The 15995-nt window shown below is 38.4% G+C and carries 13 protein-coding genes; 7 read left to right on the top strand and 6 right to left on the bottom strand.

Features of this window, described 5'->3' with window-relative positions; translation table 11 throughout:
* The first annotated feature begins 244 nt into the window (after nt 1-244).
* The 5 genes from C3F34_RS16055 to C3F34_RS16035 all read left to right on the top strand — a co-directional run bounded on the left by C3F34_RS16055 (nt 245) and on the right by C3F34_RS16035 (nt 5601).
* Nucleotides 245-2098 (top strand): ABC transporter ATP-binding protein, encoded by a 1854-nt coding sequence (locus tag C3F34_RS16055; RefSeq protein WP_104442085.1) that lies wholly within the window; start codon nt 245-247, stop codon nt 2096-2098.
* The gene (locus tag C3F34_RS16050) at nt 2098-2550 is read left to right on the top strand and encodes a MaoC family dehydratase (protein ID WP_044739803.1); all 453 of its coding nucleotides are present in this window, start codon (nt 2098-2100) and stop codon (nt 2548-2550) included. The genes C3F34_RS16055 and C3F34_RS16050 overlap by 1 nt, the downstream gene beginning before the upstream one ends.
* A gap of 143 nt (nt 2551-2693) precedes the next feature.
* Nucleotides 2694-3722, top strand: a complete 1029-nt coding sequence (locus tag C3F34_RS16045; protein WP_104442084.1) for a helix-turn-helix domain-containing protein — start codon at nt 2694-2696, stop codon at nt 3720-3722.
* Nucleotides 3723-3794: 72 nt separating this feature from the next.
* A complete protein-coding gene (gene gcvH, locus C3F34_RS16040) occupies nt 3795-4169 on the top strand; it encodes a glycine cleavage system protein GcvH (protein ID WP_016168059.1) in 375 nt (124 codons plus the stop codon).
* Nucleotides 4170-4428: 259 nt separating this feature from the next.
* Entirely contained in the window at nt 4429-5601 is a 1173-nt protein-coding gene (locus C3F34_RS16035) for an MFS transporter (RefSeq protein ID WP_104442083.1), read from the top strand.
* Between the two features lie 44 nt (nt 5602-5645).
* On the opposite strand, the gene C3F34_RS16030 is transcribed toward C3F34_RS16035, so the two are convergent.
* The 4 genes from C3F34_RS16030 to C3F34_RS16015 all read right to left on the bottom strand — a co-directional run bounded on the left by C3F34_RS16030 (nt 5646) and on the right by C3F34_RS16015 (nt 10669).
* A complete protein-coding gene (locus C3F34_RS16030) occupies nt 5646-6692 on the bottom strand; it encodes a 3-deoxy-7-phosphoheptulonate synthase (RefSeq protein ID WP_104442082.1) in 1047 nt (348 codons plus the stop codon).
* A 443-nt stretch (nt 6693-7135) separates the two neighbouring features.
* Nucleotides 7136-8254: a fatty acid desaturase family protein gene (locus C3F34_RS16025; protein ID WP_104442081.1), complete on the bottom strand. Its 1119-nt coding sequence runs from the start codon at nt 8252-8254 to the stop codon at nt 7136-7138.
* Nucleotides 8255-8278: 24 nt separating this feature from the next.
* Nucleotides 8279-9304 (bottom strand): flavin reductase family protein, encoded by a 1026-nt coding sequence (locus tag C3F34_RS16020; RefSeq protein ID WP_104442080.1) that lies wholly within the window; start codon nt 9302-9304, stop codon nt 8279-8281.
* A gap of 249 nt (nt 9305-9553) precedes the next feature.
* Complete coding sequence (locus C3F34_RS16015; protein ID WP_016168064.1) at nt 9554-10669, bottom strand: S-(hydroxymethyl)glutathione dehydrogenase/class III alcohol dehydrogenase; 1116 nt, start codon at nt 10667-10669, stop codon at nt 9554-9556.
* 166 nt (nt 10670-10835) lie between these two features.
* Between C3F34_RS16015 and C3F34_RS16010 the strand changes: the two genes are divergently transcribed.
* Nucleotides 10836-12416, top strand: a complete 1581-nt coding sequence (locus tag C3F34_RS16010; protein ID WP_213064787.1) for a phospholipase D family protein — start codon at nt 10836-10838, stop codon at nt 12414-12416.
* Here C3F34_RS16010 and C3F34_RS16005 read toward each other — a convergent pair.
* Nucleotides 12388-13830 (bottom strand): PLP-dependent aminotransferase family protein, encoded by a 1443-nt coding sequence (locus tag C3F34_RS16005; protein WP_104442078.1) that lies wholly within the window; start codon nt 13828-13830, stop codon nt 12388-12390. The two genes, C3F34_RS16010 and C3F34_RS16005, sit on opposite strands and share 29 nt — an antisense overlap.
* A gap of 141 nt (nt 13831-13971) precedes the next feature.
* Here C3F34_RS16005 and C3F34_RS16000 point away from each other — a divergent pair, with 141 nt between their 5' ends.
* Nucleotides 13972-14835, top strand: a complete 864-nt coding sequence (locus tag C3F34_RS16000; RefSeq protein WP_104442077.1) for a DMT family transporter — start codon at nt 13972-13974, stop codon at nt 14833-14835.
* Nucleotides 14836-14868: 33 nt separating this feature from the next.
* On the opposite strand, the gene C3F34_RS15995 is transcribed toward C3F34_RS16000, so the two are convergent.
* The gene (locus C3F34_RS15995; protein WP_016168068.1) at nt 14869-15459 is read right to left on the bottom strand and encodes a uracil-DNA glycosylase family protein; all 591 of its coding nucleotides are present in this window, start codon (nt 15457-15459) and stop codon (nt 14869-14871) included.
* Between the last annotated feature and the right edge of the window lie 536 nt (nt 15460-15995).

Genomic DNA, 15995 nt, shown 5'->3' with positions numbered 1-15995 from the left:
TGAACAACCCCGTGATCTGCACGCTTAGACTTTGTGATGGTGAGTTAGATTGATATGGATTACAATGAATCCCAACAGATTTTAGTTGTTCTCCCGCACGTGAAAATCGCGTTGAATGAAACTTTTCGTCTTCATAATCTGTTATTTTTGACAAGATAGCCCATACTTTTTCTTGCAAAACTGGTAATTATCTTATTGTTTTTTAATTTTAAAATTATGCAACTTTATCAAGAGGTTAATATTAATGCTTAGATGGTTCGAGAAGCGAGTAGATCCCTATCCTAGCAAAGGTTTAAAAGATCCACTGCCTACAACTTTCTTTGCATTTGTCTGGAGTGCATCCAAAGGTGTACGACCTTATTTGCTTATTTTGGTACTTTGTACTGCTGGTGCTGCAAGTTTTGAAGCCCTGTTGTACGCCAAAATTGGCGATTTAGTCAATTGGCTCAGTAAAAGCCAACCCGATACATTCTTGGCAGAACATCGTCAAAACTTAATGTTACTTACCATGATATTACTAGGTAATATCTTTTTTGCTAACTTCCAGTCCATTATCAAACACCAAATTCTGTTTAGTAGCTTTCCAATGCGTCTGCGTTGGAAGTTCCATAATTTATTATTACAACAAAGTCTGGACTTCTTCCACAATGATTTTGCAGGACGACTTTCTGCGAAAGTCATGCAAACAGCCCTTGCTGTACGTGAATTTTGGATGATTTTGGGTGATATGCTGGCTTATGTCCTAATCTACTTCTTTACAGTCAGTATTGTACTCGGCTCAATCTCCCCATTTCTAATTATTCCCCTATTGGTCTGGTTAGCTTTATTCCTACTCGCAGCTTGGTACTTCATTCCTAGACTCAGCAAAATTTCCAATGAACAAGCCGATGCGCGTGCAGTGATGACAGGCCGAGTAACCGATGCCTATACCAATATTCAAACTGTTAAACTGTTTGCTCATGCAGGTCGTGAAAGTGAGTATGCCAAGTCATCAATGCAAGAGTTTATGCGCACGGTCTATAAGCAAATGCGGTTGGGTTCAGGCTATGAAATTAGCATTAACTCGCTCAGTATTGTGCTCTACGTCGGTGTACTTGGCACAGCATTATGGTTGTGGCTAGAAGGTCGTGCAGAGTTGGGCATTATCGCGGCAACGACTGCCATGATTTTAAAACTTAACAGTATTGCTGAATTTATGATGTGGCAAACTTCTGCTTTATTTGAAAATGTCGGCACCATTCAAGATGGTATGAAAACATTAGGGCGTCCGATTAGTATTCAGGACAAACCGAATGCCACCACACTTGAGGTGAAACACGGCGAAATTAAGTTTGAAGATGTCTGCTTTGCCTATAATGAAAAAAATGTCATCGATCACTTTAATTTAACCATACGCCCAGGTGAAAAAATTGGCATTGTTGGTCGCTCCGGTGCTGGAAAATCTACGCTCATTCAATTGTTATTGCATTTTTATACCATCAACCAAGGTCGTATTTTAATCGATGGACAAAATATAGAGGATGTAAGCCAAGATAGCTTACGTAAAAGTATTGCCTTAGTGACACAAGATACATCGCTATTGCATCGTACAGTTGCGGAAAATATTAAATACGGACGCCCAGATGCCAGTGATGCAGAAATGTATGATGCAGTTCGCAAAGCCAAAGCAGAGGATTTCATTCCACAACTGACTGACCTTCGTGGTCGTAAAGGTTATGAGGCTTATGTGGGCGAACGTGGGGTTAAACTTTCGGGTGGACAACGTCAGCGTATTGCCATTGCACGGGTATTTTTAAAAGATGCTCCTATTTTGATTCTTGATGAAGCGACCAGTGCCTTAGACTCTGAAGTAGAAGCAGCAATTCAGTCCAGTCTGGATGATTTAATGCAAGATAAAACGGTTATTGCAATTGCGCACCGACTTTCTACGATTGCGCAAATGGATCGTTTAATTGTGCTCGATCAGGGGCGAATTGCCGAACAAGGTACACATGATGAATTGGTTGCTTTGAATGGCATTTATGCGCAATTATGGCAACGTCAAACTGGTGGTTTTTTAATTGAACAACATGAACTAAAAAATAAGGATAGTGCTTGATGTTGTATTTGGAAGATCTACATGTAGGGGATCGCTTTATCAGTCGTGCCTATGAAATGACTGTAGATGAAATTAAGCAGTTCGCGCATCAATTTGATCCGCAGCCTTTTCATACCAATGAGATCGAGGCAGCGAATCATCCAATTTTTAAAGGCTTGGCTGCCAGCGGTTGGCATACTTCCGCAGTTACCATGCGACTTTGGACAGAATGCTTTCCTGTAGCATATGGTTTAATTGGTTCCGAAGCACAAGTGCGTTGGCCAAGACCGACTCGCGCAGGCGATCAAATTCATGTCGAGGTAGAAATTACCGAAATCAAACCGTCAAAATCCAAACCTGACCGAGCTATTGTGAGTTACACAACTGAAACGCTCAATCAAAATGGTGAAGCGGTATTACTCGGCAATACTAAAATTTTAGTATTTAGTAAGAATTATCAACCTGATCTTTAAAAGACGATGATTCTAAAATCACGTGTGGTTTTAGAATCTGCTTTGTTCAGTTTGTCGAACAATTTATAAGGTGCATGCTACGATTTCATGCCAATATAAAAAACTGATTGATATAACAACATTAAACGTGCAATGGATCGCGCATGAATACTATTTCGTCTAGACAAGACCAAGGAATTCCTGGAGTCTATGGTCTGTTACTTTTAGATGTCGTGTCACGCTGGGGCTATAATGCAGATACTGTATTTGCCCCATTTCAACTCAATAGTGAGAAATTAGCGGAACCAGATTTTCGAATCTCGACGTCCGTTGCCAATGCATTAATTCAACATGCTTTAACCTTAACTGGCGAATCAACTCTGGGCTATCATTTGGGTACGCAAATGCGTATCTCTATTCATGGTTTTATTGGTTATGCCATTATGACCGCAAATGATATTACCGATGCGCTTGTCCTTGCCAACCGCTTTGTGCAATTACGACTGCCCTTCCTGCAAATCTATTTTTCTACTTTTGCTGAGAAAGCAACTTTGCAGCTTCGGAGTGATGTCAGTATAGAACCCTTACGTTCAGAAATTTGTATTGCATTAACCATTGGCATCATTTCTATGGCCAAGGCTATGACAGGTGTCACTGATTTGGGAGGTGAAATTGATTTTGATTTTCCCCAACCCGAAGGTTTTGAACGCTATATTACCAAGTTCCCAAATCATCAGTTTCGTTTTGATCAACCTCATTTATTGATGAGCTTTGATAAAAAATACCTCGCGTTAAAAATGGTAAATGCTGACCCGATTGCCAGTCAAATTGCAATCAACCAATGTGAAGCTGAGCTTTCGGCTTTAGGTGAGCGAAGACGGCTTTCTATGGCGGTTCGCGACATTTTGACGCATTCAGAGCAGCATTATTTAAGTATTGAAAATGTGGCATATCGCTTACATATGTCAGATAGAACCTTGAAGCGCCAGTTAGCGACTGAAGGAACCTCTTTTTCAACAATTGTTGATGAAGTACGCTACCGTCATGCAACGTCGCTACTCTCCCGAACAGATTACACACTAGAACAAATTGCAGATGAACTGGGTTATAGTGATGTTGCAAATTTCAGCCGTGCTTTTAAGCGTTGGAGTGGACGTAGCCCAAGTAATTGGCGTAAAGATCCGTACCTATAAACCTTTTGTTTTTATGTAAAAACATGTATAAAGCATGACAAAAATAAATGAATACTTTTAAGGAGTGTCATCATGAATCATCCTTCAGATTTAAAATATGCGAGCACGCATGAGTGGGTGAAAATTGAAGGTGATCTTGTTGTAACTGGGATTTCAGACCATGCGCAGGATGCCTTAGGCGATTTAGTTTATGTCGAAATGCCAGAAGTAGGACAACACGTTACCGCAGGTGAACAAGCGGGTGTAGTTGAATCTGTAAAAACAGCTTCTGATATCCATGCCCCTGTTTCTGGGGTTGTCGTTGAAGTAAATACAGCACTGGAAGATGATCCTGACTTTGTAAATGATGCACCCTATGGCAAAGGCTGGATCTACAAAATCAAGCCAAATAATATCGATGATGTAAACACGTTGTTGTCTAGTGCGGACTATGAAGCGGGACTCTAAATGAGCTACGCATCTTAAAAAAATCAGCCTTCGAGCTGATTTTTTTATGGGTTAAGTTGATCGATAATCAAATAATGATAATTTAAATATACATTAAAAACTTTAATAGAAAAAAAATCTATCAAAATATCAATTTACTTTATTTTTCCTCTTTAATTGGTTAATATTAAACCTTATCTTCATGACCTTGGTACGCTCAGGGAATACATAAAAAGTTTAGCTACGTTGTCATGATTCCCTTACTACTTCTGGGTCAATTATGCCTCATTCAGCTTCAATACAGCTCTGGAATAAGTCTTTTATTCTGTGTTTAGCCAATAACTTATTTCTATTTGTTTTTTATTTTGCACAGACCACAATTCTACCAATCTATATTTTGCAAGATTTAAATGGCAGTCTTACTCAAGCTGGGCTCGCCATGACTTTATTTATGGCATCTTCTATTGCGGTACGCCCATTTAGTGGATTGATTATTGAAAAATTTGGTCGTAAAAAAACGTTTTTTGTTTCCGAGTTTTTGTTCTGTTTATTCTCAATTGCCTATATTTTTGCAGATAATTTACAAGTTTTACTCTGGTTACGCTTTTTACATGGAATTTGGTTTAGCATTTTAACTACAGTTACTGTGCCTATTGCGAACGAATTCATTCCAGATTCACGCCGTGGAGAAGGTATGGGTTACTTTGTCATGTCAGTCAACTTAGGCATTGTCTTAGGTCCACTCATTGGTTTATCGCTTATTCAGCCATTATCTTATGCTGTTGTAGCAACTATTCTTGCTGCGATTGTATGTCTAGGTTTTGTGTTTTGTTTTCTCATTCCCGTGCAAACTGAGACTTCAACTATGCAAAAGATGCAGAAAAAGCAGTTATCTATTCATGATTTTGTTGAGAAAAAGGCGCTGCCTGTTTCTATTATGGCCATGATGGTTTCATTTGCGTATGCCAGCATTATGTCATTTATCTCAACCTATTCTGCATCAAAAAATTTGCTTGCATATGCCAGCCTATTTTTTATCGTTTTTGCGATTTCGATGATGAGTCTACGACCTTTGACTGGAAAAATTTACGACCGCAAGGGTCCAAGCTATGTTATTTACCCTGCTTTAGTATTGTTTGCAGTAGGTCTTATTCTATTAAGCCAAATCAATAGCTTGATCGGATTTATGCTTGCAGCCATTTTTATTGGAATGGGATTTGGTTCTGTACAACCCTGTTTACAAACACTGGCGATCCAACGCGCTGCGCCTCAACGGATTGGGCACGCAACCTCTACCTTCTTTACTTTTTATGATTTAGGTATTGCATTCGGTTCAATACTGTTAGGTATTCTGATCACAGCACAAGGCTATAGCATGTCTTATATCTTATGTGCGGTTCTCGTTCTACTGAGCCTATTATTTTATAAATTCTTTGTGGTCAAAATAGCATAAAAAATTAAGCCCCTGTTTTCAGGGGCTTTTTTACTATTTACTTTTTATGAATGTAATTGTTTTAATTGCTGTGCAGCTTCTAGCAATAGATGTTCAGTTTGTTCCCAACCAATACAACCATCTGTTACCGATTGACCGTAGATCATATCGCAAGAAATCTTTTGATTCCCTTGAACCAAATGACTCTCCAGCATGACACCACGTACTTGTGTTTCTGCTCGTTCTTTCACAATTTGACGCAGCACATCTGGCTGTAATGCTGGATTCTTGCTGCTATTGCCATGACTACAATCAATCACTAGCGCAGGCAAATTGCCTTTTACTTTCACTTTAATTTTATTGATTTCTTCCGCCTGATAATTCGGACCAGTATTTGAACCACGTAAAATTAAATGCGCAAGTGGATTACCACGAGATTTAAGCACACATGGCAAACCAGACTGACTCATCCCTAAAAATTGATGAGCATGGGATGCCGATTGAATAGCGTCTAACGCAATTTGAATTGAACCATCCGTACCATTTTTGAAACCAATGCTATATGGCATTTGGCTTGCAATTTCACGATGAATTTGAGACTCACTCGTACGTGCTCCAATTGCACCCCAAGCCAATAAATCATCGAAGTAAGCCGTAGCCATTGGGCTTAAGATTTCGCTCGCTATCGGCAAACCCATTTCAATAATGTGTAGATAAAGTTGGCGTGATTGCTCTAGACCCGCTTGTAAATCTGATGATCCATCTAAGTCAGGATCATACATAAAACCTTTCCAACCCACTGTTGTACGCGGCTTTTCAATATAAGCACGCATCACTAGAAAAATTTGATCCGAAACTTGCGCTTGTAAGTGTTGTAATTTTTGCGCGTATTCTAAAGCCGCGACAGGGTCATGAATAGAACAAGGCCCAGTAATGACCAAAAGACGTGGATCTGTACCAGCCAAGATATTTTGAATAGTTTGACGATGTTCGGCAATCTGTGCCGTAAGTGACGCAGAAAGAGGAAGTTGTGTTTTGAGCTGCTGTGGCAAACTCAATAATGTTTCTTGTGAAGTCGGTTGATGTTGTAGTGCAGTATTTAGAGCGTTCATCGGTCTTTCCTTTGGACTGTCTATTCAGTCCGATCTTTTATTTGCGCGTTTTGGATCTATGGGATGATAAGGATTGCGTCATAAACTGACTAAAGTAAAACCAATAACCGTTGCTAAAATATGAAGTGTTAAATGCGTACATGTGAATCTCCTAAAAAATATATAAAAAACAAAGCATAAAAAAACCTGACCGGGGTTGCCGATCAGGTATCAACTGGTGGGCAACCTTTATTTTGCCCAAACGCGTTCAGGCAATTAGCTAAACTGCCAGAAATAAAAATAAGCTTTTGCAATTAAAGGTTGCTTTAACATCTTTGTTTCATCAAAAAAGTATCTTGAATTAAAAAATACGCCTTATTGCTACTTTTGACAACCTTTATTTTTGGAAAAATAGTTATGTCTAGAGCAACTTTTACTTATCAATCAATTAAATGATCTTACTTTTAAATCCATCGCTTGAATTGTTCCTTCCAGCCATTTGGTAATGAGCATTGGCCAAGTCGAACCCAAACACTTACGAACTGTTTGATAAAACTGGCTTCATTGTAGTGTATGCCATACTCAGCGCACAGGGCTTTAACCTTTGGTGCTACTTCTGCATAACGGTTGGCTGGCATATCTGGAAAAAGATGATGCTCAATTTGATGGCTTAAGTTTCCACTTAGAATATGGAGCCATTTCGTACCTGAGAAATTGCTCGAACCTCGAATCTGGCGTAAGTACCACTCCGCTCGAGTTTCATTTTCTGTATTGTCTAACTCAAAAGTTTCAGCATCTTCAGTAAAATGTCCATTAAAAATCACAGCGGATGCCCATAAACTTCGGATCACATTGGCGACCGCATTCCCTGCAAAAACGGGAATGGCATTTGGTCCTGCTATTAAAGGAAAAAATACATAGTCTTTAATGACTTGGCGCTTTACTTTTTTACGTAATTTTATTGCATCTTGCCAGACTTCACGCCATGTTTTGGTTTTATACGCCAATACATCTTCCAGATGTAAATTCTGTAAGCCCACATACCATTCAAAAAAAATCATCAATTGGATGGCTAGCGGAATGTTGAGTAAAAATCTTGGCTCCCAAGGTTGGCTTTCACTCACTCGAATGAGTCCATAGCCCACATCATGGTCTTTTCCAACAATATTGGTATAGGTATGGTGCACATAATTGTGGGTATATTTCCAATCATCACCTGTTGCAATGGTATCCCAATCGTAATTTGCACCGTTTAAACTGGGGTCATTTAACCAGTCAAACTGACCATGCATAATGTTATGCCCTAACTCCATATTTTCTACAATTTTGGAAATCCCCAACAACCCAGTTCCCAATAACCAAACAGGTGGTAACCAGCCCGCGACCATTAACATACCGCGTGAAGCAATTTCACTGTAGCGGACAAAATTTCGGATTTTGTAGATATAAGCAGCATCTTGTTCACCTAAACTTTGCATTGTGTCACGGCGAATGACTTCGATTTTTTCTCCAAAAGACTGAATTTCTTCATCTGTAAGATAACGAGATTTAGTATTACTTTGAAAATTAACGGGTTTATTCATTTTATTTGTCCCTACATTAAACTTTTATAAATTTATAACCACTGGGCTAATGGCCTGTGAAATACATAGTTTGATCTGTGTATTACTCTGCTCATCAATTTCACCTGTGAGTACATTTCGAACTACCCCCTGTACTTTGGTACAAGAACATGTATTACAAATACCCATACGGCAGCCATGTGCAGGTTTAAGCCCTGCTTTTTCAGCACTTTCTAATAAATTATCTGTCGCTAAAAATTCCTGCTGCGCACGTAGAAAAGTCACAGGTTGTGCTTCTAGTGATTGATCAATCTGGATTTTAAAATATTCCATCTTGAGTAAATGAGAGATGCTTTGATTGACGTAAAGCTGCTGCACACTTTGCATCATGTTGTGTGCACCACAGACATAACACTCACGGCGCTGATAGTCAGGTACAAGTTGCTGAAGTAGTTGCTCAGTTAAGTGCTGTGAATTTTGTAAAGTATTCAATGGATGGTATTTAAACTGCGGATATTGTGCTGTTAAGGCTTCTAGTTCTGTGTGGTAGGCATTATCACGATTAAAATACAATAAATCGATTGGTTGTTCGGTACTTTTCAATGCCTGTTTGACTAAAGCGTAAATTGCAGTAATACCACTTCCAGAGGCAAGAAATAGCATTGCTGTTCCAGAGCATTGATTCAACACAAACTCGCCTTGAGCTTGAGAGATTTCGACGACGGAACCTAATGCTGAATTTGTTAAAACGTTTGAAACAGTGCCTTGTTGTTTTACCGCAATTAATACATCTCCATTGTCGAGGATATCGACTATAGAATAACTGCGCTGTTGTCGAACACCTGCTATTACAACCGTGATCAACAGGCTTTGACCTGACTGAGCTTTCTCTGGTCTAAAATTTTGATTTGGGCGTAACTGTAACTGAATAAAGTCAGCACTTAATACTTTGCGCGCAACAAGCTGAGCTTTGACTCTTTTCCACGCCCAAGTCGGATGCACTTTTTCCGCGATGAAATCGACAAAATCTTCGCGTATCCATTCAGGCTTATATTGCACATGATTTCCCATAATTGTACTCATCTGAATCAATCTATATTTTTATACAACTGTCTTTTATTACTGCGTTAACAATAGATTTAACTGATTCAGGGCTCTATGTCAGATGAGGACAAAACATATCATTTGGCATTTATTATCATTTTCTGTCTAACAAAATGTCATTTCTTGCCAATTTAGACGTTCAAAATAGCAATATTGATATAGAACAAATAAAAAAGACCAAGCTTTTGCTTGGTCTTTAGTCGTCACTAGGTGAATTTATTCAGAAAAATGTACCACTGAACGGATAGATTTTCCTTCATGCATTAAATCAAAGGCTTCATTAATTTTATCTAAACCCATCGTATGAGTCACAAAAGGTGCCAGTTGAATCTCACCTTTCATTGCATCTTCGACCATGCCTGGTAGTTGTGTACGTCCTTTTACGCCACCAAAAGCTGTACCCATCCATTTACGCCCCGTCACCAATTGGAATGGGCGTGTTGAAATTTCCTGACCAGCACCTGCTACGCCAATAATCACTGATTGTCCCCAACCTCGGTGTGCACATTCCAGTGCTGAACGCATGACGTTGGTGTTACCAATACATTCAAATGAATGATCGACACCCCAACCCGTCATTTCAACAATGACTTGCTGAATTGGTTGTTCGTAGTCTTTAGGATTTAAAAAATCTGTCGCACCAAACTGTTTCGCCAATTCAAATTTGTCAGGATTCATATCTACTACAATAATACGGCCTGCTTTCGCTTGTTTCGCACCTTGTACTACAGCTAAGCCAATACCCCCCAAACCAAATACAGCAACTGTGTCACCTTCTTGTACTTTGGCGGTGTTATGTACTGCACCAATCCCTGTTGTTACACCACAACCCAACAAGCAAACTTGCTCAGGGTTAGCTTCAGGATTAATTTTAGCTAATGATACTTCAGCAACAACGGTGTATTCACTGAAGGTAGAACAGCCCATGTAATGGTAAATTGGTTCGCCGTTATAAGAAAAACGTGTCGTACCATCTGGCATTACACCTTTACCCTGAGTTGCACGGACTGCAACACAAAGATTGGTTTTTCCTGATTTACAGAATAAGCATTCACCGCATTCTGCGGTATACAGTGGAATAACATGATCGCCTGGTTGAACGCTGGTTACGCCTTCACCCACTTCAATCACAATACCTGCACCTTCATGCCCCAATACAGCAGGAAAAACGCCTTCAGGATCATCACCAGATAAAGTAAATGCATCGGTATGGCATACACCCGTATGGGTAATTTTGACCAATACTTCCCCTTTCTTAGGCGGAGCAACGTCAATTTCTACAATTTGAAGTGGTTGTCCTGGCGCAAAGGCTACGGCTGCACGTGATTTCATGCCATGTTCATCCTTATATCAATATTTAACAGATGAACTACAGTAACCGCTTTTTAAACCTTAATACAACCATAACAGCATGATAATATGTATTTATATTGGTAATAATGAATTAGAAAAAATGCAGAAAAATACCAGGTACTTCTCCTTATTATTATGTGCAAGCATGAGTTCACTGACTGCCTGTAGTCTCCCTCAAAACGAAGCCAAAAAACAATCTGCATCAGACTACCACACGGAACATTGGATACAACGCCAAAATATTGATGCCCAACTCAAACAAGGTCTTACAGCCTATTTAGCATTAGATGATGCATTTATGAGTATTGCATCACGTATTTACCTAATACGCGATGCGAAACATACCCTCGATTTGCAATATTATATTTGGGAAAATGACTCATTAGGCCACATGATGCTGGCTGAACTGTTAAAAGCAGCAGACCGCGGTGTTAAAGTCCGCCTTATGATTGATGATCAAAATGGCACCAAATTAGATCCATTACTGAAAAAGTTAGTTGCACACCCAAATTTTGAAATCAGACTCTACAACCCTTATAAATATCGACATTTTAGGGTTATTGATTATGCTTTTCGGTTGAAACAGATCAATCATCGTATGCATAACAAACTCATTATTGCTGATGGTGCCATTGCAGTGACTGGAGGACGTAATATTAGCCGTGAATATTTTGATGCAGGTCAGGATTTTCAATTTACTGACATGGACGTCTTGTTCTTTGGTAATGCAGTGAAATCCGCCAATCAAATTTTCATTCACTTCTGGAATAGTGACCTGAGTTATTCAGTACAACAACTGATTGGGGTCGAATCGGCTGATGATTTGAATCTGCTTCGTAAAAGTTATGCGATGAACGATCATGGAAAAGAACGGTTCATTAACCAACTAGATTTGGCGCAGAAACAAATCATGGCGCAATTGCAGGAACGTCAGGTTGAATGGGTTAAAGCCCAATTCTTGGCTGATTATCCTGAAAAAACGCTTGGCAACATTGCTCAAGATAAATTGCTGTATTCTCAACTCAAACATGCAATGGGTATTCCTAAAGAACATTTGGAATTGGTATCAGCTTATTTTGTGCCCTCTAAAGATGGTGCTGCTTTTCTTGCAGATCTTTCACATCAAAATATTAAAGTTCGTGTTTTAACCAATTCTTTTTTAGCTAATGATGTGGCTTTGGTCCATGCTTTCTATCAAAAATATCGGAAAGAGCTGCTTAAAAATGGCATTCAACTTTATGAGTTTAAACCAGATATTCAACGAAAACAGCGTACTTGGTATGAGGTATTAACAGGTAATGCAATTCCTGCCAAAGGAAAAAGTTCGTCAAGATTACATGCCAAATTTTTTGACGTAGATGGCAAAGTTTTTATTGGTTCATTTAATTTTGACCCTCGTTCAGTGAACTTAAATACTGAGGTTGGATTGGTGGTCGAATCTGAACATTTACAAAACCAAGTCACAAGTGCGATGGATCACTATTTACCGCAAATTGCATACGAACTAAAACTTAATCCTCAAGGTGAAATTATTTGGTTAGAACATCATGAAAATGGGCAAATAACTGAATATCATGTTGATCCGCACACCACAAAGTTTCAACGTTTCACTTTTAAGAGTTTGTCCTACTTACCCATTGAATGTATGAGATGTAATGACAAAATCATTACATCTCATACATTTTCTCATCAAAAAATTAATTCGGTTGCATTTCATTCTTATTAATCAACATTTTGGGATTTGGTTTTTCATGATCAAAACTAAAACTATCCATCACTTGCGCAATGATCTCAAATATTTGGGGATTCATGCACTGCGCAACATTAAAACGCATTAAATGTTTTGCACCTTCTGATTGGCTAAATGCATGCCCTGGAGCAAGAATTAATCCACGTTTTAGACATCGTCTAGATAATTCTGCTGCATCAATCTCTGAAGGAAGTTTACACCATAAGAAAATTCCAGCTTTGGGAATAAGTACAGGTTCTATATGCAGTTGCCTTAATCGTTGAATACATAACCCCATACTGGTATTGAGTTTCTTTTTTAATGACTCGATATGTTTTAAATACTGACTGTCCATGAGTGCAGAAAATATGATTTCTGCATTCAAATGTCCACTACTAAAATTAGTTGCTATTTTTAAATCAATATATTTTTCAATATCTTGTTGACTAGAAACAATATAACCACAGCGAAGTGAAGCGGTTAAAGTTTTAGAAAAACTACCGATTTGAATCACCCGCCCTAAACCCATAAGTGTGCAATAACGAGGTGCGGGAACATATTCAAACTCTGAAAAAATATCATCTTCTACAATCATTAGATTCGCTTGATCCGCTAATTTGGCAACTTGATAAGCTCGTTGTATAGATAAAGTCGCACCAGTTGGATTATGAATTCCAGAATTGGTTAAATAAAGCTTGGGTTGATATTGTAAGGCTTGTTCGAAACGTTCAATATCAGGACCTTGGGCTGTAAATGGAATTGCAATTGCCTGTAAATGGTGGGCTTGAATCAATGCCTGAAAATTAAAATAGCATGGATCATCGACTAGAATGACATCCCCAGCTTTCAAATGTACACGAAAAATTAGGTCTATAGACTGAGTACCAGAATCTGTAATTAAGATTTGTGAGGGTTCAACTTGTATTTCATATTGATTATTTTTACGGGCAATCCATTGTCTTAAGCCCATATGACCATGCGGTACAGGATATTCTATCAGCATCTTTAAAGATGATTTAGCTGCATGTTTTAGCGCTTTACGTAAACTACTTTCAGGCATCCACTCTGGAGGTAACCAGCCGCAACCAGGTTTTAGCATTTCTTCATTCGCATCCAAAGATTGGCGTGAAATCCATAAAGGATTAATTTCTCGATCATATTGAACATGATGCTCTGTTATTTTCTTCGCTTGCATCTGTCCTTTAACATAAAACCCAGAACCCGCTCTTGCCTCGAGTACCCCCTCTGTAACTAAGCGTGCATATGCTTCCACCACTGTCGAAATTGAAAAATTGAGATCTTGCGCTAAACGCCGTACCGAAGGTAAGCGTGCTCCAGCAACAAAACGTTGGTTTGAAATTTGGGATTTGATTTTTTCAATCACAATATCAATTTTGCTGTGTGTATGCATGATGGCTAAATATTCAACTTAATCGATTTCTGACAGTAGGAATTGTATACCAATACAGTTATTTAAAATTGTACTGGATTGTATCTGTTTAGAGCTTCCCATTTGGCATGTAATTGAATCATAGAAAAATGAGATTTAAGCATGAAGCAAAGTAATATGGGTTGGATACATGGCTTTCTAGGTATGGTCATTTTCGCGGGTTCTATGCCTGCTACACGTCTTGCTGTGGTGGGATTCAGTCCAGAATTTCTCACAGGCGCTCGTGCTGTCATCGCCGCTGTACTCGCAATATTTTGCCTTCTATTATTTAAACAACCCATTCCTAACCTTAAACAAATCAAATCTTTAATTGTAATTGCATTTGGTGTTGTGTTCGGTTTTCCATTTTTTACAGCTCTTGCTTTAGAACACATGACTGCGGCACGTGCCCTTGTTTTTGTTGCATTACTCCCTTTAGCAACCGCCATTTTTGCAGTGTTACGTGCAGGCGAAAGACCTTCAAATAAATTTTGGCTTTCTGCAATCATAGGTAGCAGCTTTGTTGCCATATTTATGTGGTTTCAAGATCAGCAAAGTTTTCATCTTAGCAGTGATCTATATATGCTTATTGCTGTATTGGTTTGTGGTTTAGGTTATGCCGAAGGTGGACAACTCTCAAAACAGCTTGGTGGTTGGCAAGTCATTTGCTGGGCATTGATTATTGCTTTACCTTTAATGTTGCTGTTATTTGGCATTTATTATCCTAAAAATTGGGCATCAATTCCTGTTACAGCATACGCAGGATTGTTCTATGTTTCCCTTTTTAGCATGCTGATTGGTTTTGTTTTTTGGTACAAAGGTTTGGCATTAGGCGGCGTTGCACGTGTTGGGCAAATTCAACTTTTACAACCTTTTTTGGGGCTCATACTTTGTACTCTAGTACTTCATGAATCTATCGATTTTGCCATGATTTTCGTGTGTTTCGCCGTCATTATATGTGTCTTCTATGCCAAAAAGTATGCCTAAGACTCTAGGCTCTAACTTGAAAGATACATCTATTTAAATTAAACCAATTTTTTGGAAAAGCTGTTCATAGGCTTCAGCTTTTTTCTCTAATGCTAATGGGTACGCGCGCGAAGATGATGGCATTCGAGATAAAGTTAACTCCCGATCTGCAAAAAATGTCTGTGAACTTGTCCCAATTATAGGTTTTTCCGTGCCTTCAGGCATGGATAACATAAGCGTGTCTGTCGCTTTATCCCCTGTAGTGACAATGTTTTGACAAAAAGGAATCTTGGCTAATAAGGTCGTTAGATCGGTCGGAGTTTCTATATGCAAAAATTTATCTGAGGCATTATCTTTTAAACGAACAACTTGATATGCCGTATCAAAAATAGCGATCCCTTTTTCAGTTAAGAAATCACGGATTTGCTGCTCATAAAAATTCTTATTTGGAAGATCTAGAAAATACGCTTTGTCTTGAAAAAAGATAAGACCAAAGATTCGCCACATGTCGTTCTGATAATTCGGATAATAAAAATCCATTTTCCAACGTGTTTTCGGTGGTGGAAAACTGCCCAGCATCAGTAATTTTGCATTTGCTGGTAAAAATGGTTCGAGTGGGTGAGTTTCTATTTTAAATTCAGACATTTAGTTCAATATAAAAAAGAGATTTTTACTCACCAATCTTAGCATAATTGTATGAAATTTATCGAATGAGCTTTTCAGATTCTTGAGTTCTAAAGAATCATTCACAATATTTTCGAAATATCCTTTTCAAACAAATTTGTTTGATTGACTATTTTGACACGCTAAAATTCTTTAATTTTTTGCTAGTATCAGCTCGACATCACCAACGGTATCTAAAAGCCCATCTAAAGCTTCAACAAGTGTATTAAACTCGGATCTTATTCCCATCAATAAAGGAATTTATCTAAAATAAAAGCTATTGTTAATAAAAATATGAACGCAAAACATGAAAAATATATTAAATATTGAACATAAAATAATTTAGGGTATTGCTTCAGTATTTTTTCGAACTCCCCTTTATTTATTGAATAGTAAAAATCTTTTCCATACAGCTTTTTAAAGTTAACTCCTTTTTTTATATTTAGTGTTTCTCTCCAAAAAATGATAGGTAACACACTAATAAAAAAACAATTAAATGGTTCTAGTGGAAGCTTGAA

This window comes from Acinetobacter sp. ACNIH2, from assembly GCF_002934965.1.
GTDB lineage: Bacteria > Pseudomonadota > Gammaproteobacteria > Pseudomonadales > Moraxellaceae > Acinetobacter > Acinetobacter tandoii.
This window is presented reverse-complemented; position numbering and strand designations above follow the sequence as displayed.